This window comes from Vibrio sp. A1-b2 (genome assembly GCF_021726015.1).
GTDB classification, from domain to species: domain Bacteria; phylum Pseudomonadota; class Gammaproteobacteria; order Enterobacterales; family Vibrionaceae; genus Vibrio; species Vibrio diazotrophicus.
Window position 1 is genome coordinate 120,645 of sequence record NZ_JAKKCI010000001.1, and the last position, 19,277, is coordinate 139,921.

Sequence of the window (19,277 nt, forward strand, 5' to 3'; positions counted from 1 at the left end):
AAATGAACTTTTCGCACATATATTCCGTATTAATTGCTATTTGGTAAGTATAGGAAAGAATTAATGGTCTAAACAAAGTTAGTTATTGAAATATCTCACCTCCTGATATGGAAAAAGGAGCATTAGCTCCTTTTAAATATTCATTTTCACACAACAGTTAATAACCCGTTAACTGCATATAGCCGTGTGCGATATCAGAACCAGTGGTATTTATTGACCCTTCCCAGTAAGGAACAATGAAAGGCAACCAAGATTGTTTGTTCACTGGCGCTGTCTTCAGGTCGATATTGTATCTTGGCACCATGATACGCCATTCCAAAGGCATTACTCTCCCCCCCTCAATGACAGTTTTGTTGAGGGGCAGGATAACAATGTCTTTGTTATCTAAAACGATGGTTTTTTCTTTTGAAGATAAGCTACCAAACAGATATGGAAGCTCTTCGTCATGTCGATAACGATTTACTGACAAAGTGGTGTCGTCATCCAGTTTCAAGACAAACTTGTCCCAACCCTGTTGCGTATTCGACATCAAACCTGTGCCCCACTCTTTGCTCATGAAAGCAGTGCCTTCAACGGCTATCGGGTCAGTCTCTTTCGTCAACTTCAACTGACCATAAACCTTAAGAAATGGTGCTTGCAGATTGTAAGTCGCTGTAGGTTCTGTCTCGTGTTTTGTTTGAAAGCCTTGTTCTCCGGGTAGCACGTACGGACCATCCAAATCACTGTATAACGATAAACTAAACGTGTCCGTTTTAACATCAAGATGCCCGGGGAAAGGATTTCTACCCAGCGATCGCCAAGTCCAATCATCAATCCACATGCGCAGTGGCAAAGCACTCACTCCAGCTTGACCAATACCACCGCGGGCAACACGCTGCTCTCGCCAAATCTTTCTGCCGGTCGATATCACTACCGATGAGAAATAAACTTGTGAGTTTAACCAGCCGAGTTCCTCGACTCGCTCGTCATGAGCAATACGGAAATAGCTCCACTGAACAGAGTAAGGATGACCTTTTTTGTCACGCACATTAGCAAAAAAATGGAACCACTCATGCTGATGCTGCGGATGAAATGAAGAATCGTCCGGTAAAACGACAGGATTGTTAGGTAACACTGGCGCGAAAGCACGCTTCACATCCGCAGACAAAAGCGAGCTTAACTCACGGTTTGGTTCCACATCGTCTTCAAATTTGTAATCGCGAAAAACAATACTCGCTATGGAAACTATTGCGGCAAGGATTAAGAAACCAATCAAATATTTGAGGCTGACTCGAACTTTCATTACAAAGCGTCCCTCAATGACTTCATCGGTGACTTACGAAGTAAACGGATAATAGGCAGAGCTCCTGCAACGATCAGCGCTAGCATCGAAAGAATGGCCGTTTTTACATAGGTTATAGGAGAAACTATCAGTTCCATTGTCCAACCAAAAGAGTGACGAATCACCACATCTATAACCAGTTTCGCCAGACCTAAGCCTAGTGGCATCGCAATCAGCATCGATATCAAACCAAAAACAAACAATTGTAATGCACCTAAGCCAACCAATTCTTTTCCAGACACCCCTAAACAACGAAGCAATGCAATGTGTTTCTGGCGAGAAAGTTCACCAGCCAATGTTGCAAAAAAGATTCCGCATACTGCGATAAGCAAAGTAATGTTGCCTAAGGTATCAGCAATCACAAATGTACGGTCAAAAACGCGCATTGCCTGACGGTGAATCGCGCTGTTATCCATGAGTCGTTCAGCATCAAGGTGGAAAGCCGAATGCAGACGACTATTCAGCTTCTCACCGACTGCGCCTTCATTCAAAACAATAGCTAAAGCGACATCACCGGTGCCTGCAAAAGCGTGTAACCAGTTCGCATGTGACATCATGACTTGGTTGTAAGGGTTACCATAATCATAATAAACACCGACAATTTGCCAGCCAGCGCCAAGAGGCTCAGAGAGATCTACCGTATCGCCCGGTTTCAGGTTCAGTTTGATGGCCATAGATTCACTGATCATGATGCCTTTAGAGTGATGCAAGTAGTACCAGTAGTTAGGAACACCCAGTTTCACCGTCAATGAGTTCGCCTCACCTTCGGAATCACCCGTGCTCACGACTTGCAAGGTACCTTTGTTGGAAGGAAATTCTCTTTCCCAACGCCACCATACGTTTTTCACTTCAGCCTGATTACTTAACCAGCCACTGATCATAGAGGCTGAGCTGTTAGTCGGATACAGATACATATCTGCGGCTAATCGCTGATTAAGCCACTTATCAGTCGTATCTCGAAAGCTACCCACCATAGTAACCACACCAATATTGGCTGCCATGGCAATCATAAATGCCATGGTAGCAACACCACGATAGCTCATACTTGCCGCTGCATCGGCAAAAAACCAGCGAGCTTTTACCCAACGTAAGCTGTAGGAAAAGCTATTAAACAGCTTCCAGATAACGAATGGGGTAAACAGCGCGGCACTCACTAACATTAAAGCAATAATTGTATAGCCCGATGATTGTGTTTTTGGCGCTTGATAAATGGCGATGGCAGCGACAGCTAGAGCGCCACCTATAAAGGCCTGAATACTGAATTCGGAACCGGCAAATCTTGCAAGCGACAAACGAGTACTTAAACGAATAGGCTGAGATTTTAATAAACGTACCAGCGGCCAAGCGCAAGAAGCAAAAGCACCGCACACCGCCATAAGCAAACTGTAACTGCTCCACTCCCAATCCCACTGGATCGAAAGACCTACATTCGCGTTGTACAAATCGGCCAGACTGACAGACACGGAAGGAATTAACTTGTTTGCCAATAAGAGACCTAAGCCATTACCGCAAATCCAGCTTACAAACACTAACGCAAAGAGTTCGAGCATCAGAGCCTGCGCCAGTTGCCAGCCATTCACGCCGGTTTGGCGTAACATACCAACTAAACGCTGGCGCTGTATAAGCGAAAGAGACATCGCTTGGTAGAAAATAAACAACCCGACCAAGAAAGATAGCATGCCCATCGCCGTCAGATTCATGTGGAAAGCTTTAGTAAGAGATTCCAATTCTGAACGTGTACTGCGAACTAAAATCATGCCATTTGGCAAACTAGCCGCCAGTTTTTCAAGTTTTTCGTCAGGCATGGAGCCGCATGCAATAACTGAGAAACCGGAGCTTTTCTTCAGTTGTCGAACCAAAGACATATCAGAAACTAAACGAGTGCCACTCACCATCCCCTGACGATCAATAAGCAACGGACCAAGTTGTTCACCATCATGCAATTGAATCATATCGCCATCTTCCCAGCCTTGGTGAGCAGCTAGCTCTTGCCCAACCATAACCGGATAAGGTGGTTGCATCAGTTTTAGTGCGCTGATTTCGCTCAGTGTTTTTTTACCCATCACAGGAACAACAGCTAGCGGATCAATGCCAAGCAACGTCACGTCCGTACCGAGTTTTGTTGTAAAGCGGTAGCTGTCAAAAGGAACACATTGATGGAAACCATCACGGCGTAATTGGATATAGAAACCTTGGGGAATTTTATTGGCGACTTGTTTCGTACGAATGCGGTAAGGCAAAGGGTTGGCAAAAAGCTTTTCACCACTTTCATAACTTTGACGAGCGTGTTGGTTAATCGCTGTAACACCAACAAGAAGAGAAATACCAAGAGTAAGACCAAACCAGACGAGGATGATCTGCAGAGGATAACGACGATAATGACCGAGTAGTGCTTTAACTACGGGCCATAACATGAAGGTGTCCTCCTTGAAGACGAATACATCCTTCCATATGCTTTGCGACTTTCTCACTGTGGGTCACAAGAAACAGCGTACATTTAAGCTGTCTTGCCAGTGTCGTCAGGAGTCTCATGACCGCTTCTGCGTTACGTTCATCTAAACTACCTGTAGGTTCATCAGCTAGCAGGATTTTCGGTTCCATATATAACGCACGTGCAATAGCAGCCCTTTGCTGCTGACCGCCCGACGCCTCTTCAGGATATCGACCTAACAGTGGCATTAGATCAAGCGCAGAAATGATCTGACGCCATAATCCGGTATCTTCTGGTAAGCCTTTTAGCTGACGGCAAAAACGGATGTTATCAGCAATATTAAGCGTAGGTAGGAGGTTAAACTGCTGGAAAATATGACCGATGTTGTTACGACGATAAGCCGTTCTTTGGAATTCTGAAGTATTGTGCATCGCGAAATCTGGGAACCAAATTTCACCGGAGTCCACAACGTCTAAGCCAGCAATAAGGTTTAACAGCGTACTTTTACCAGAACCGCTTTCGCCCATTAGAGCCAGTTGATCGCCTTGATGAATCGTCAGTTCAGCGCCCTGCAGCACAGGATGGAATTCACCACCATCTACATATCCTTTGCTCAGGTTTACCAGCTGTAACATCAATCATCACCGTAGACTAAAATTGGACTCAGAATCTACACTAATTCCCTTTCAGTAGGAAGTATTTTGCGGCGTACTTACACCGAGTTGTTGCAAAATGCAGCAACTCGGTAGACAAAATTCAACTTCCGATTAAATTTCGCATCCACTTCTTACTTCTCACGCGATAAAAGCACCCAACCCACTTCACGACCTCTTCACTTAAAAACAACAAGTAGATCCATTCAGGGCTGGCATTAAGGTAAAGCGCGGCGAAAGCAGCAAGCGGAATACCAACAACCCATTGGGCAATTAAATCCTGACCTAGACAGAACTTCACATCACCGCCGGCTCGCAGTACACCGACAATCGCCACCATGGGTATTGAACGAAGTACGATACCCAAACTCAATATCAGCATAAATTCTTCAACAAGAACTCTAGTCTCTTCCGTTAGTGCACTAAACGAATTGAGAATCGGAATTTGCAGCAGATACAACAAGCCAGACATAAAAATCGCGGTGATAAAGTTAGCACCAATCACACCAATAGCTTGGTAATAAACTGCTTCATAATTTCGCGCGCCAAGCTGGTTACCAATTAATACTGCGGCGGCGTTAGACAACCCTATCAGCAGGCTCAATGAAATAGATTCGACCGGAGTCATAACTGATAGCGCAGCAAGTCCTTGCACACCAGTTTGTCCCATGATCGCGTGATAAACGAATAACCCGCCAGACCATGCAAGGAAGTTGAACGTGGTTGGCAGCGATAGTTTCAAAAATCGAACCACATTGCTTAGCTCGACCACTTTGCAAAGGTCTTCATAGCGGAACGCCAGTAGGTGTTTCTTGCTGTAAAGATAACCATATAGGCACGCGACTTCTATCGCACCACTTAGCACTGTGGCAATAGCCGCCCCCTTAATACCCAAAGCCGGAACGCCTAATTTGCCGAAGATGAAAACCCAGTTGAGCAATACGTTCGAGGCAATACCAATCGCACTAAAGAAAGTACTGATCCCCGGCTTGTGCATCGCTCGAAGCCCGACTGCCATACTGTTAGCGCTGGCAATGGCAAACATGCTTACGGAAGTAATCACCAAATACTGGCTGCCAAGTTCGTTGACCATGTCTGAATCTGTGGTCAAAGCCATAATGTCGTGCGGGAAAATAACAAACAGGACAACCGTAAACAAAGCAAATATCATCGACATTAGCCACGTCAAAGCTGTACTGCTTCTCAGCCCATCGCGATCACCAGCACCCCAGAATTGCGCGGAAAGCAAAGCGCCGCCCGCTGAGATACCAATCAACATAATGGTGGAGACAAATGTAGCTCGCGCAGCGACACCAACGGCAGCAATTTCAGCTTCGCCTAATTGACCAAGCATTAATACATCGACCAATCCACGGCTCGATAGCAGCAACATTTGTAAGCTGATAGGAAGCGCAATCGCAATTAAGCGACGCAAGAAATCTCCTTTTGTATGGAGCAGAACTTGGGATAACAGAGACAAACGACACCCCTAGAGAGAAAGGATTGATAGAAAGAGAAAAAGTAAGCGGCTATTATACTCATTAGTGCATAATCTAACCAACATAAAGCAAGGATAATGAATGAAAAAAGTACTCGTGCTTGGCGCATCTGGCTATGTTGGTTCACAGCTATTACCCTTACTGCTCAACGAAGGCTATGAAGTCACCGCCGCGGCTCGACACATTGACTACTTACAAGCGCGAGTAGCGCCCCATCCCAAACTGACCATCACCTATCTCGACCTTGCAGATAAAAAGGCAACGATGGACTTGGTTCCACAGTTTGATCTGGTGTTTTTCTTAGTTCATGGCATGGCTCAAGGTCATGACTTTGCAGAGTATGAACTCTCTTTGGCTAATAATTTCAAACAGGCGCTGGATATCAGTCAGGTAAAGCACGTGATTTATCTCAGTGCACTTCAGCCACAAACTGGGAATTCGGAGCACTTAAAGGCACGCCAACAGACGGGTGAAATACTGAGAAAAAGCCATGTACCAGTTACAGAACTGCGTGCTGGCGTCATTATTGGGCCGGGTTCTGCCGCTTTTGAAATCATGCGTGATTTCGTTTACAACCTGCCCGTTCTTATTACACCGAAATGGGTGGATTCAAAAGCCAACCCGATTGCATTGGAAAATTTGAATCACTACCTGCTGCAACTTGCCAAAGAACAACCTACTTCGCATCAGCTTTATCAGGCCGGAGGCCCAGATACTCTCTCCTATCGCGAGCAGTTTCAGGTCATTTGTGACCTCGCAAATAAACCGTTTCGGTTATGGTCAACATCACTGCTTACCCCGCAAATGGCCTCTTACTGGTTAGGAGTTGTTACTTCTGTTCCTTCTAACATTGCCCGTGCTCTGCTTGCAGGCTTAGAACATGACTACATAGCGGAATCAGATCAGCTAACTGCGCTTTATCCACAAACCCTGATTCCCTATCGTGATGCAGTTCGTAGCACTATCGAACATGAGGGGACATTTGTTCGCAGCAAGGTTTGGGGCTTTGAGCCTAACGCATTAAAGAGATGGCAACCGGGTTTTGGCTATTATCCAAAACAGGCTGGCGCAACAATAGAAACAGATTTAACCAACCGTGAATTATGGAAAATCATTAAAACTATCGGCAGTAGAGATGAAGGTTACTTTTTTGCTAACGTTCTTTGGCGTACCAGAGAATGGCTAGATATACTCTTTGGTGGTGGACACCCAGTTCGACGCAGCCCCGAAGGTCCAGAGCTCAAAGTTGGAGACTATATTGATTCATGGAAAGTTATACGCTGTGAACCTAATGAATTTCTATCACTGTTTTTCGGTATGAAAGGCCCCGGTTTAGGGCGATTAGAGTTCACCATTAAAGACCATGGTGACAAGCGCGAACTGAACGTTACCGCTTGGTGGCATCCTCAAGGTTTTCTCGGCCTCATGTACTGGTTTGTAATGATGCCTGCACACCTGTTTATCTTTAACGGCATGGTTAAAGCTATAGTCAGGAAAGCAGATAGTCAGAAAAGCAAAAGTCAAACCATAACTAAAGTGTAAAAAAGGCTCTGAGATTTCTCGCAGAGCCTTTTCATAACACGATAGTAAGCCGTTATTCCGTTTTGAATGACAACGGAATTTCAGCCAGTTGTTTACCCTGATTAGCAGGAAAAACAAGATATTCGCCGTGATATTTTACGTTCGACTTATAGTCAGTTTGCTTATGAACCATAAATCCGGCTGCGCTTGCCATTTCAACAAACTGGGCATGATTACCACGCACAAACCAGTTCATCGGCTTCACCATTAGTTCGCCATCAAAACAAGATTCACACTGTACTGAACATAAGGCTAACGAGTTTTGACCGTCGGTAAAGATCTGCACTTTGCCAACACCAACAAGAGGCTCAGAAGTAGAAACTTCCCAATCCGCCTGCTCCATTTGGTCTAAAAACGCTTCAATCTTTTTATCTGTGACGACGTTATTTGTTTCACTTTCAAAGAAGCTTTTATAAAAAGCTGAGATACGTTTGAAAGTAAACAGCAGCTCTGACTGATTGCCTTTAGAGCGTCCAGCCTTTAGCCAACGCGTTAAATCATCGACTACGCAACGATCAAAGCGCTGTGCTTTAATCGCTTTAGACACCCAGTGAACAAGAAAATGGTTGTTGGCAACTGGCGCATTAACCAGCTTTCCAGATTCATGCTCAGCGGCTAATTCACCCAGTGCTGAGTTAACGACATTTTGAATTTCTAAGTAATATTCTGACACTATGCTTTTCTTCCTAATGTCCAATAGAAGGTTGCTGAAAGTACTGAACAGGCTGACATCACCAATATCATTGGCCATGCCACACCGCTAGGCATTGCTGCTACAACAGCACCTATCACCGAACCGGTACCAAATCTTAACGTTCCCGCTAATGACGATGCCGTACCCGCCATTCTTGGATAACGGCTTAATAATAGCGCCATAGAGTTACTGCCGATGGTTGAGATAGTACCCACAAACATCACTACAAATGGCACTGTACCCCACAGTCCCCAGCTCATCAGCCAGCTGATGAACAGGCCAAAGCCCGCCATTAACTGAATGAACAGACCAAAACGCAACATGGCATGAGAACCGACTTTCTTGACGAAACGTCCGTTAAGGCTGGTCATAGCAATCATAGCGACAATGTTAAGACCAAACAGATAACCGAACTCACTTGGGCTAACGCCATACAAATCAATATAAACGAATGAGCCTGCAGTCAGGAAAGCAAACATACCGGCAAACGAGAACGCACCAGAGAAAATCAGTCCCATCGCAAAGCCAGCACGGCACAGCTGTACATAGTTGCGAATAGTACTACGGAAATGCAGAGGTTGACGATTCTCGGCTGAAAGCGTTTCTGGAATTTTCCATAACACCATAGCAATAACTACCAAAGCAAAGCTTGCTAATACCCAGAATATCGAACGCCAGCCAAACCACACGGCTAAGTGTCCACCGATCATGGGTGCCGCTAACGGTGCCAAAGTGATCACTAGAGTGACGAATGACATCGCACGTGCGAAATCTTCGCGGTCATACATATCTCGCACAACCGCCTGAATCACTACCGCCGCTGCAGCACCAGCAAATCCTTGCGCAGTACGGACATAGGTTAATGCATCAATACCATTGGTGGTAGCACTCACAATAGAAGCGATAGCAAATAATGCTATACCCACTAGCATCACAGGTCGACGACCATAACTGTCGGCCAGTGGACCATGCAGTAACTGACCAATAGCAAAACCTGCGGTGTAAGCAGTCAGCGTAATTTGCACCGCACCCGCGCTCACACCTAAATCTTTGGCTATCGCAGGCATAGCCGGTAGATACATATCAATAGCAAGAGGCGTCAATGCGCCTATCGCTCCTAATACGATAAACATTACAAAGCTGATTTTAGCGGCGTCACTAGCGGGCGACGTAGTATTCGAAGTCATAAATCTCCGTTCGATGTTAGAACCAGTGCATCACGTGAATGACGCACTCAATAATAGCTTAAAGGAAGGACACGAAGTCCAAGCTACGAGAACTGTGAGGAATGTTTTCTTGTAGAGGAAGCAGAGGCTTCCTCATGATTCACTTGTATGACAAGAGCAAACAAGTAAATCCGCAATTACTTCCAGATTGAAGCAACTTCTTCTTCGGTAAGATAGCGATACTCGCCAGGTTCTAATGACTCATCCAGAACGATGTTACCTACTCGTTCACGGTGAAGCCCCACGACCTTATTACCTAGCGCTGCAAACATTCGTTTCACTTGATGATACTTACCTTCATGAATGGTCAGCAGTACTTGCTTCTCATCAATCACTTCCATTTGTGCAGGAAGTGTCAACTCGCGTTCATTACGTAGCTCAATGCCTGTTGCAAACTTCTCTTGATAGTCAGGCTGAATAGGGTCATCAAGCCAGACACGGTACAATTTGTCACATTTGTGCTTTGGTGAAGTAATACGGTGCGACCATTGACCATCATCCGTGATAAGCACTAAGCCCGTCGTATCGACATCCAATCGCCCTGCAAAATGCAAGTCACGCATATTTACTTCATCAAGCAGAACAAAAGCTGTGTGGTTGAAACCGTCTTCGTGCGAGCAAACATAACCTTGTGGCTTGTAAAGCATGATGTAACGCGGACCACTGATTCTAATTTCACGTCCTTGCCACTCAACGTCCGATTGCTCAGTAACCTTAAATGAACCAACCTTCTGAACTTCACCATCAACGGTGACTTCGCCACTTTTAAGAATTTGAGTCGACTCTTTACGCGTTGTTCCTAGCGCGTCACACAAAAATTTATCTAAACGCATGAATACCTCATCTGCTTGAAGTCGGGTATTATACGCAAGTCACTCAAATTAGTTGAGCTATTTCACAGAATTATTCGCCCAATTGCATGTATACACTTCGCCCATACCAAGCAGACTCAGTTAAAGCTGTTATTCACTACTTTCGCAAGCATTCCACACCAGCAGTCATAGTGCTGCCAACGGGTGCGGGCAAAAGCTTGGTGATTGCAGAACTGGCAAGATTAGCGAAAGGTCGTGTTCTGGTGCTTGCTCACGTAAAAGAGCTGGTTGAGCAAAACCATGCGAAGTATGAAGGCTATGGTTTAACCGGTTCGATTTTCTCGGCGGGTTTGGGGCGAAAAGAAACCGATCAACAAGTGGTGTTTGCGTCCGTGCAATCTGTGGTGCGTAATTTAGATTCGTTTAAAAACCAATTTTCCCTACTGGTTATCGATGAGTGCCACCGCGTTCCTGACGATAAGAGCAGCAGCTATCAGAAAGTGATTGCTCATCTTCTAGAGCTAAATCCGGGAATGAAAATGCTAGGTTTAACGGCGACACCTTATCGCTTAGGGATGGGCTGGATTTATCAGTACCATACTCGCGGACTGGTGCGTAGCGAAGAGCCACGTTTCTTCCGCGACTGCATCTTCGAGTTGCCTATACAGTATTTACTGGATGAGGGATTTTTAACTCACGCCCGCTTAATTGACGCGCCCGTTCTGAGCTATGACTTTTCACAGCTCAAACCCGCTAATACTGGACGATATAAAGAATCTGAACTGGATTTAGTTATTGAACAGTCTAAGCGAGCAACACCGCAGATTGTGGCTCAAATCATTGAGCTTTCCAAAGACAAACAAGGTGTGATGGTTTTTGCTGCCACCGTGCGTCATGCGCAAGAGATCATGGGGTTATTGCCTGAAGCTCAGTCTGCACTAGTGATTGGTGACACCCCTTCTCCAGAACGTGACCGTATTATTCAGGCATTTAAACAGCGTGAAATTAAGTATCTGGTCAACGTGTCAGTACTGACAACTGGGTTTGACGCACCACACGTAGACTTGATTGCCATTCTGAGACCGACAGAATCCGTCAGTTTGTATCAACAAATTGTTGGGCGTGGGCTTCGTTTATCTGAAGGCAAAAATGAGTGTCTCGTGCTCGACTATGCAGGTAACACCTACGATCTTTATCAACCCGAAGTTGGCGACCCTAAACCGGATTCCAGCAGCGAAATTATCACTATTCCCTGCCCCGCTTGCGGATTCAACAACAACTTCTGGGGCAAGCTCGACACAAACGGCTTTCTCATTGAGCACTATGGACGAAAATGCCAAGGCTACTTCACCGATGAAGAAACCAACGAGCGCGAACATTGTGGATACCGTTTCAGAGCCAAGTACTGCGGTGAGTGTGGTGCAGACAACGATATCGCTGCGCGCATCTGCCACGAGTGTGATGCCACATTAGTCGACCCAGACAAAAAGCTTAAAGAAGCGTTGAACCTAAAAGATGCCTTGGTTTTCGAATGTTTAAATATGGATTTGAGTGTTCACAAAGATGATAAAGGCAAGTCGCAGTTAAGAGTGACTTATATTGGTGACAACAACGCTCAAGTTCATGAATTCTGGGCATTGACCACACCTAAACAAAAAGCCGTATTTAAAGAACGCTTTGTCCGCCCTCATTTAGCAGACAGACACCGTCCTTTCGAAGAGGCATCTCCATCAAAAGTGGTCGATAATCAACATCGCTTCCGTCCGCCACAGTTTGTGATCGCCCGAAAATCTGGCCGCTTCTGGAAAATGCGCGACAAAATATTCGCAGATGAGCTAGTGTAACTTCCAACTCTTTTAGGACGATTGAATTCACATCCTATTCATATTGCGATTTTTATACTGCACCAATCATGACGTAACGGACGCTTCACATGCTTAATTCAAAACTCCATACCGCTACTTTGATTGCTCTTCTAACGGGCTTTTGTTCTGCAGGTGTAACCTCACTGGCCTTTGCCGAGCAGCCTGTGCTTAACGATCCCATTCAAGATACCTACAAAGAAGGGACTCAAGTCAAAATCGACGAAGATCAGGATGAAGTGTACGTCGCGGTACAGAAAGGTCTGATAAAACCCTTTTCGGAACTGTACGCAGCTATAGACAATGAACTTTATGGTCGCCTTATTAAAGTTGAGCTTGAAGAAGATGACGATGAATGGATCTACGATTTAAAATTAGTTCATGAAGATAAAGTGATACGTGTTGAATACAACGCAACAACTCTTGAGCTAATGTCTATCAAAGGCAGAGACGTGCTTAGCATAATAAAAAACCGAGACGCACAATGAAGATTCTTGTAGTTGAAGACGACCAAAAACTCAGTGAACAAATTACAACAGCGCTAGAAGACGCTGGCTGGGTGCCAGAAGTTTCTTATGACGGCGAAGACGCACTGTACAGAGCAACGACCGAAGAATGGGACTGTATCGTTCTTGACTTAGGTCTGCCTAAGCTAGACGGTATTTCGGTACTAAATAACCTGCGCGACCAGCAAATCAATACACCTGTGATCATTCTCAGCGCCCGCGACACACTCACTCAACGCGTCGAAGGCTTAAACGCAGGTGCGGACGATTACCTAACTAAACCCTTTGAACTGGTTGAACTGATTGCACGAATTCGTTCTCAGTTACGTCGAGCTTCCGGTAACGCATCACCGGTTTTACAAGTTGGGAACTTAAGTCTCGACACCAGAAGTTCTGTTGTGATGTGGAAAGACCAGCAGTTAAACCTCACTGCATTGGAATACAAAGTGATCGCTTATTTCATGCATAATCCGGATAAAGTCATCTCACGTACTGAATTAGTTGAACACATCTATAAACAAGATTTCGACCGCGATTCCAACACAATAGAAGTGTTCATTGGCCGAATTCGCAAAAAAGTGGCGCCTGATGTCATCAAAACAGTGAGAGGCTTGGGGTATCAATTGCATGCCCAATAAACACTTTTCGTTAAGACACTCTCCGTTGAAACACCTTAGTATTAAAAACCGCTTACTGCTGGCTGCGATCCTTTGGCTGAGCGCCATGATACTAGCAGCCGGTTATCTTATCCCTAGCATGGTAAAAGACTACTTGGTTGAAGATGCCCAAAGTCAGTTGCGTCTTTCAATGGATGAACTCACCGCTAATTTGGAAGCAGATAGTAACGGCAGACTTAGTCTTAGCCGACGTCTTTCCGACCCCAGATTCAACCAACCCTACAGCGGTGTTTATTGGTCTATGACGATTGGTGAGAACAGTGGCGAAAACTCAATTCGATCCAGATCACTCTGGGACAAAACTCTGGTTAAAGAGCAACACGGGCACAAAACCCTTTATAAGGGAGCAAAAGACGAAAACTTAGTTGTTCTCACTCAAAGCATCTTTTTGCCTGAGTATTCTCGTCCAATACAAATCATCGTTGGTATGGATGAGTCACCGATTCAAGAGACTCTCAAACAAGTCATTGGTCAACTTTGGATCATTCTTGCCCTGCTCTTTTCCGGCGTACTGATACTGATTAGCGCACAGATTTCTTGGTCTTTATGGCCGCTTGGGAAAATGCAAAAAGAACTCGCTTTGCTGCGCAAAGGTGAACAGTCCAGTCTCAATGAAAATTATCCAAAAGAAGTTTACCCGCTGGTAAAAGATCTCAATGCACTGCTGTTCCACTATCAAGAACTACTAGAGCGCGCACGCAACCATGCGGGAAATTTATCTCATGCTTTGAAAACTCCACTTTCCGTGCTTAAAAACGAAGTGGCAAAACTGAGTGACGAACAGAAGCTGGCACTGCAAGAACCTATCGAACAGATTCAGCAACACATCGATTATCATCTGGGCCGTGCGCGCATGGCAGGCGCAGCAAATATACTTGCAGTGAAAACCTTACCCAGCGAGCGAGTGGATGCCATCTCAATGGCTTTTGATAAAGTTTATGCAGCGCGAGAAATCACCTTAGTCAACGAGTTGGACTCCAATCTTTGTGTGGCGGTAGAACCGACAGACTTCGATGAAATGATCGGTAACTTGCTCGAAAACAGTTACAAGTGGGCAAACTCACTCATACGGGTTTACAGCGTTGCTGAAGGTAAAGAGCGGATCAATATCTGTATTGAAGATGATGGTGCGGGTATCAGTGAAGAAGATATAGAGCATGCAATAAAGCGCGGGATTCGCTTAGATGAAACCGTACCGGGAACAGGTTTAGGACTCAATATCGTTAGCGAAATGGCACACAGCTACCGGGGGAAATTGACTCTCTCTAAAGGGCAATTAGGCGGATTAAAAGCAACCTTAACGCTACCTGTACCAACCACTTGATGGATCCTTGCTCAATAAGGGATTCATCTGGATAAGATTCTCCTCAGTAGCGACTTTTTTATTGCTACATCTCTGATTGAATGATAGTATCCGCGCTCGTTTTGATAGACATATTTGATTTATCAAACGTTATTACAACACAAGGTCGCATTGTGTTGTGCATCCAATTTTTACTAATTTTGAGAGTAAATACTATGAAATTTGAAGCAGTAGTACGTACTGAACTAGGTAAAGGTGCGAGCCGCCGCCTACGTCACGCTGGCCTATTCCCTGCTATCGTTTACGGTGGTGAGGCAGCGCCTGTATCAATCACTCTAAACCACGACGAAATCATTAACCAAATGGATAAGCCTGAGTTCTACGAAGGTATCGTTCTAGTGATTGATGGTGCTGAAGTTAAGGTTAAGCCACAAGACGTACAACGTCACGTGTTTAAGCCAAAAGTTGAGCACATGGACTTCATCCGTATCTAATTCCCTACCAAGGAATTAGCTGGATAGAATCCACCTTTTGCATATATAAGATAAATCAGCCTTACCATCTGATAAGTCTAAAAATTCGAAACCCCGATGCTACCAACATCGGGGTTTCACCGTTTTGGATCTTCCAAAAGTCAATTCATAGCACCTACGTTCCACCCACTCTTTTCAACTTAAACCTCTTCTTCAATCAAATAACACTCTGCAACCAGTCAGCATTTAAAAGTTATTATTTTGTTAATACTAAATATAGTGATTACTATTAGATGACGAACCAAGAGGCGATAGTCTTATTGCTCTTTAGAGATAGTGGTCATAGCTGAAGTAAGCCTCATAACAACACTTTACGCAGTCTAACTTTGTGGCTGCACAAATATCAGTGAAGGGAACATAAGTTATGCTCAAAGGATTACGAAACTTAACCGTGGTCATTACGCTGGCCACTGCACCTATTGCGGTTGCTCAAACAATCACAATGACCGATTTAAACACCAATAAAAGCGCCGGTACTATTGAACTCTCAGAGAGCAAATACGGTGTCGTATTTACTCCGAATCTTTCAGGTATCACTCCTGGGACGCATGGATTCCATGTGCATACCAATCCCTCGTGTGACAGTACACAAAAAGATGGAAAAACTGTGTTAGGTGGAGGTGCTGGAGGTCATTACGACCCCAAAGGTACAGGTAAACATGGATACCCGTGGACTGATGATAATCACTTAGGTGACTTACCCGCGTTATACGTGGGAATGGATAATAAAGCCGTCCAACCTGTTGTGGCCCCACGTATAAAACTTTCCGACTTAAAAGGAAGAGCTCTGATGATTCACGCAGGTGGTGACAACCATTCCGATATGCCATCTGCGCTCGGAGGTGGTGGCGCGCGTGTTGTTTGTGGTGTTATAGATTAAGGCTTCAGCAACACAAAGGCTTTCCAATAATTGTCGAGGTTGCGTTAGCACCCTCGACAAGTTTAAATCCTTATTGCTTCTGGCTTTGATGGCTTATATCCAACAAAACTTGGCAAATACCCTCAAATGTTGGTCGAGCCATGATTTCAGGAGCCAAACATTGAGCAACCAGTGCGTCTAAATTCTTTCTAACATCTTCAGCTAAATCATCACAGCGCGCTATCAACTCTTCTAGCAAACATCCGAACGCCCTTGTCTCTAAACGCTGCAACCTCGCCGCTTGAAAAGATTCGTCTGCATTAAAAAAGGAAGCTGCACCATAATCACTTAGTAATGCCTCACCCGATGGCGTTGTCAGTATGTTATGAGCATACAAATCACCATGCATTACACCTTGTTGATGAAGATGATTTACAGCGTCTGCAATAGCACCTGCAACTTTAAATAACGCTGAAGTGGAAAATTGCTTGTCTGAGGAATAAACATCACGTGTACAAGATTCAAGACTTGGCGGCTGAGCCAAGTTATTAAACTCATTAGGGATAAGTTCCATTACAAGGCCATCTGTACCGGAAGGATGATGCTGAATACGTCCAAGAGTCTGCGTTAAAGCATAATGCTGGCCAGCTTTCATAGTTGAGGCCATCTCGCACATTGGCAAACCATCACTGGTCATTGAACCTTTAAACAGTTTAACGGCAACCGGATGGCTCACCTCTTCACGAGACAAACTAGCTCGATAGATCAAGCCTGATGCGCCTTCACCGAGCAACTCATTCATATCTAGTTGATGCCAATTAATGCCCGTCATCGAGTTTTCTAAAGCTTGTGTTTCCAAACGCTCTGTAAAAGGATTTCCGGCATAAGCTAGCCAAGTTAACTTGGGCAAAGTGAATATCCACTCAGGCAGAGCTTCAAGCTGGTTCGCTGACATGCGGATCAATTCCAAACGATGGCAGAGAGCCAAAGATTCAGGCAAAGAGGAAAGCTGGTTTCCCGCCAACATCAGTTTCTGCAGCCTAGAACATTGCCCAATATTGTCAGGCAGGGATTGAACACGATTATCCGTCAAAATAAGCCAGCGCAGCTGGGCAGGTAAAGAGGCGGCGGGGACATCTGCAATCTGATTGGATTTAAAACCCACCATACTTAGCGAGTTGCATCGTCCTAGTACTTCAGGTAATTGTGTAAATTGATTCTGTGAACAAAAAATAACTTTGAGATTGATGAGTTGTTCCAGATCATCTGGAAGTGACGAGAGTTGATTCCCTGTCAGGTCAAGAATCTCTAACGTATCCGACAACGAGAAAATTTCGCGAGGAAACTCAGTTAAACCACAGGATAGCTTCAGTCGACGAAGGCCTTGTAACTCTCCAGAGCGCAATTGTTCAAGTGTGTGCATTATCAACCCGATCAAAAAGAAACCGCGGTAGCGGCGTTCCTAAATTCAAAAAGGGTTGGATTATAACTTAATCGCTTTGGTTACGTAACACGAAGCAAGCCATCATAGCGAGAATCCGAACTGACTATTTTGGGTAGAGTTATACAGTAAGGACGAGCAATAGACTGATTTTATAACCCCACCCTTTATCAGACAGTGGTTTCACCATTTTAGGCTATAACTAGTATCTCCCCATCCCATGGAACACTCCACCGAATAGAGCCATTAGTAACGAAATTATTAGGCTCAAAATAATGAAGGCTGGAATTGAGGCAATGGCAAACTTCACCATAAATACAACCATCGACATAAATGGCATTTTGATATCGACAACCGTCACTTCCTGTTTACCGTTTTCTTGGGACATAGCACTTTCCTTGCAATTAAAAATCAGTGATTACGTTAACGTAATCAGTTTAGTAGTTCTTTGATATAACTACGATTTTCATTTCAGTCAAAATTCAAAAAATAAATGTGATGATGTGTTGCTTAACAATGCTACAAAGCTGTAGACACAGGAAAAAGTACCTACAAATAAATACTTACTGAGTGTTTTATTAATCTATATACCTTCTTCACGCGATAGCCGTCTCAAAGCTTACATTCTACGTTCAGGTTTTATTGGCTACCAAAGCTCTCAGTGTTCATTTATGTATACTGGCTCAACCGTCCTTATATCTCGTTCAATAACTGCAACGCACAGAAAACTAATAGAGAGAAGCGAATGTTCAAAATACTACTCAAAATCGGAGTACTTTTTATCGTCGTCAGTGCGGCTGCCTACTTAGCAAAAATGAACTTCATCTACTTAACCGAAATCGCACTTATCGATTACATCACCTACAGCGGTATCGTCTCATTGGCTATCGCCTTGCTTGCTTTTGATGGCAATCATCCATCAAATCAACATTTTCTATCCATGATAGTGCACAAAGAGTTAGTGCCTAAAGTGAATGACCAACAAGATTACGTAAACAAAGTTAGTTTCTCTCTGTCTTTAGGGATAGTCGGTGTGATATTCATTTTCATCAGTGGTGTTATGGCATGGTTAAACTGATTAAACATGTAATTCTGATTAATGCTCTGGCGATGCTGACAGTCTTTGTTCTATCCCATTATGTTGAACAGTTTAAGACTACTCGGTTCGAAGATTTTCTATTCTATGTTGTGGTCGTAATATGGATTTTTGCAAAGCTGCTTTGGACAGGCGGTATGCACAATAAAAATACTCGAATCGACGATGCAAAAACCGATAGCGTGTATAGTATGGTCAACGAGCACAATTTCGAACAAGAAGAGAAACAGCATTACAGACAAAATTATCAAGCAGGTTTCGTGCTGTTTATTGCAGGATTACCAGCTTTGATTATCGCTTTAGCAATGCATTTTCTTTAGGCTCAGTGTATAACTCTCTATACATGTAAGAGGTAAGTATTACTGAGAGACCTAAGTCGTGAAAATAACCGAATTAAAACCCGATCCCCTTGTTTGCCCGTTGTGTGGTAAGCCCAACGCCTGTATCAACTTAGGCGCACTAGATATCAAGAAATCCTGTTGGTGTAACGATCCCGCAATTTCTTTTCCCGAGGAATTGCTTTCGCGAATTCCACCAGAGCTAAGAAGAAAAGCATGCGTCTGTAGAACTTGTGTATTGAACTATCATATAGAACAAAAACTAGGCTAATTCCCTACTCGTTTATAATTTAATAAAACGCAAACGCTATTAAAAAACTGTTTTTCAGGTTGTATAACAACATTATTTCTAGCACCTATAGAATGGATCACGTTGTTTTAATTAAATATAAACTCAATTACAAAACCTCATATCCGCACTATTAAAAATAAGAAATAACCTCGT

General features: G+C 44.2%; 19 protein-coding genes. 10 read left to right on the plus strand and 9 right to left on the minus strand.

The genetic code is table 11. The features are described 5' to 3' along the window. Positions 1-157: 157 nt before the first annotated feature. From L3V23_RS00515 to L3V23_RS00530, 4 genes are all read right to left on the minus strand, one after another. A complete protein-coding gene (locus L3V23_RS00515) occupies positions 158-1,282 on the minus strand; it encodes a lipocalin-like domain-containing protein (protein WP_237291779.1) in 1,125 nt (374 codons plus the stop codon). Continuing rightward, entirely contained in the window at positions 1,282-3,735 is a 2,454-nt protein-coding gene (locus tag L3V23_RS00520; protein WP_237291780.1) for an ABC transporter permease, read from the minus strand. Before L3V23_RS00520 ends, L3V23_RS00515 begins: the two co-directional genes overlap by 1 nt. Further along, positions 3,716-4,387 (minus strand): ABC transporter ATP-binding protein, encoded by a 672-nt coding sequence (locus L3V23_RS00525; RefSeq protein ID WP_042487774.1) that lies wholly within the window; start codon positions 4,385-4,387, stop codon positions 3,716-3,718. Before L3V23_RS00525 ends, L3V23_RS00520 begins: the two co-directional genes overlap by 20 nt. 121 nt (positions 4,388-4,508) lie before the next feature. Next, the gene (locus L3V23_RS00530) at positions 4,509-5,885 is read right to left on the minus strand and encodes an MATE family efflux transporter (protein WP_102965935.1); all 1,377 of its coding nucleotides are present in this window, start codon (positions 5,883-5,885) and stop codon (positions 4,509-4,511) included. 100 nt (positions 5,886-5,985) lie between these two features. Here L3V23_RS00530 and L3V23_RS00535 point away from each other — a divergent pair, with 100 nt between their 5' ends. Continuing rightward, the gene (locus tag L3V23_RS00535) at positions 5,986-7,446 is read left to right on the plus strand and encodes a DUF2867 domain-containing protein (RefSeq protein WP_102965936.1); all 1,461 of its coding nucleotides are present in this window, start codon (positions 5,986-5,988) and stop codon (positions 7,444-7,446) included. A gap of 52 nt (positions 7,447-7,498) precedes the next feature. On the opposite strand, the gene L3V23_RS00540 is transcribed toward L3V23_RS00535, so the two are convergent. The 3 genes from L3V23_RS00540 to rsuA form a co-directional block, all read right to left on the minus strand. Further along, positions 7,499-8,158 (minus strand): DUF2913 family protein, encoded by a 660-nt coding sequence (locus tag L3V23_RS00540; protein ID WP_180980303.1) that lies wholly within the window; start codon positions 8,156-8,158, stop codon positions 7,499-7,501. Next, positions 8,158-9,366: a Bcr/CflA family multidrug efflux MFS transporter gene (locus L3V23_RS00545; RefSeq protein ID WP_102963355.1), complete on the minus strand. Its 1,209-nt coding sequence runs from the start codon at positions 9,364-9,366 to the stop codon at positions 8,158-8,160. The genes L3V23_RS00540 and L3V23_RS00545 overlap by 1 nt, the downstream gene beginning before the upstream one ends. 176 nt (positions 9,367-9,542) lie before the next feature. Further along, complete coding sequence (gene rsuA, locus L3V23_RS00550) at positions 9,543-10,238, minus strand: 16S rRNA pseudouridine(516) synthase RsuA (RefSeq protein ID WP_042487786.1); 696 nt, start codon at positions 10,236-10,238, stop codon at positions 9,543-9,545. An 86-nt stretch (positions 10,239-10,324) separates the two neighbouring features. Here rsuA and L3V23_RS00555 point away from each other — a divergent pair, with 86 nt between their 5' ends. The 6 genes from L3V23_RS00555 (at position 10,325) to L3V23_RS00580 (ending at position 15,978) form a co-directional block, all read left to right on the plus strand. Continuing rightward, positions 10,325-12,061 (plus strand): DEAD/DEAH box helicase, encoded by a 1,737-nt coding sequence (locus L3V23_RS00555; protein WP_102965938.1) that lies wholly within the window; start codon positions 10,325-10,327, stop codon positions 12,059-12,061. 89 nt (positions 12,062-12,150) lie between these two features. Then, the gene (locus L3V23_RS00560) at positions 12,151-12,567 is read left to right on the plus strand and encodes a hypothetical protein (RefSeq protein WP_102965939.1); all 417 of its coding nucleotides are present in this window, start codon (positions 12,151-12,153) and stop codon (positions 12,565-12,567) included. After that, positions 12,564-13,223 (plus strand): response regulator transcription factor, encoded by a 660-nt coding sequence (locus L3V23_RS00565; RefSeq protein ID WP_102965940.1) that lies wholly within the window; start codon positions 12,564-12,566, stop codon positions 13,221-13,223. Before L3V23_RS00560 ends, L3V23_RS00565 begins: the two co-directional genes overlap by 4 nt. Then, positions 13,213-14,586 (plus strand): ATP-binding protein, encoded by a 1,374-nt coding sequence (locus L3V23_RS00570; protein WP_102965941.1) that lies wholly within the window; start codon positions 13,213-13,215, stop codon positions 14,584-14,586. Before L3V23_RS00565 ends, L3V23_RS00570 begins: the two co-directional genes overlap by 11 nt. A 194-nt stretch (positions 14,587-14,780) precedes the next feature. Beyond that, positions 14,781-15,059 carry a 50S ribosomal protein L25 gene (gene rplY, locus L3V23_RS00575; protein WP_042487803.1) on the plus strand — a complete coding sequence of 93 codons (279 nt, stop codon included), beginning with the start codon at positions 14,781-14,783 and terminating at the stop codon, positions 15,057-15,059. A gap of 403 nt (positions 15,060-15,462) precedes the next feature. Continuing rightward, the gene (locus L3V23_RS00580) at positions 15,463-15,978 is read left to right on the plus strand and encodes a superoxide dismutase family protein (RefSeq protein ID WP_237291781.1); all 516 of its coding nucleotides are present in this window, start codon (positions 15,463-15,465) and stop codon (positions 15,976-15,978) included. A gap of 70 nt (positions 15,979-16,048) precedes the next feature. On the opposite strand, the gene L3V23_RS00585 is transcribed toward L3V23_RS00580, so the two are convergent. Further along, positions 16,049-17,380 carry a leucine-rich repeat-containing protein kinase family protein gene (locus L3V23_RS00585; RefSeq protein ID WP_237291782.1) on the minus strand — a complete coding sequence of 444 codons (1,332 nt, stop codon included), beginning with the start codon at positions 17,378-17,380 and terminating at the stop codon, positions 16,049-16,051. A 220-nt stretch (positions 17,381-17,600) separates the two neighbouring features. Next, positions 17,601-17,786 carry a hypothetical protein gene (locus L3V23_RS00590; RefSeq protein ID WP_042482150.1) on the minus strand — a complete coding sequence of 62 codons (186 nt, stop codon included), beginning with the start codon at positions 17,784-17,786 and terminating at the stop codon, positions 17,601-17,603. Positions 17,787-18,143: 357 nt separating this feature from the next. Here L3V23_RS00590 and L3V23_RS00595 point away from each other — a divergent pair, with 357 nt between their 5' ends. Genes L3V23_RS00595 through L3V23_RS00605 form a run of 3 tightly spaced genes read left to right on the plus strand, consistent with a single transcriptional unit; the run spans position 18,144 to position 19,103 of the window. Continuing rightward, positions 18,144-18,476, plus strand: a complete 333-nt coding sequence (locus tag L3V23_RS00595; RefSeq protein ID WP_237291783.1) for a hypothetical protein — start codon at positions 18,144-18,146, stop codon at positions 18,474-18,476. Beyond that, positions 18,464-18,814: a hypothetical protein gene (locus L3V23_RS00600; protein WP_237291784.1), complete on the plus strand. Its 351-nt coding sequence runs from the start codon at positions 18,464-18,466 to the stop codon at positions 18,812-18,814. Before L3V23_RS00595 ends, L3V23_RS00600 begins: the two co-directional genes overlap by 13 nt. 58 nt (positions 18,815-18,872) lie before the next feature. Further along, complete coding sequence (locus L3V23_RS00605; protein WP_081878664.1) at positions 18,873-19,103, plus strand: cysteine-rich CWC family protein; 231 nt, start codon at positions 18,873-18,875, stop codon at positions 19,101-19,103. The last annotated feature ends 174 nt before the right edge of the window (positions 19,104-19,277 follow it).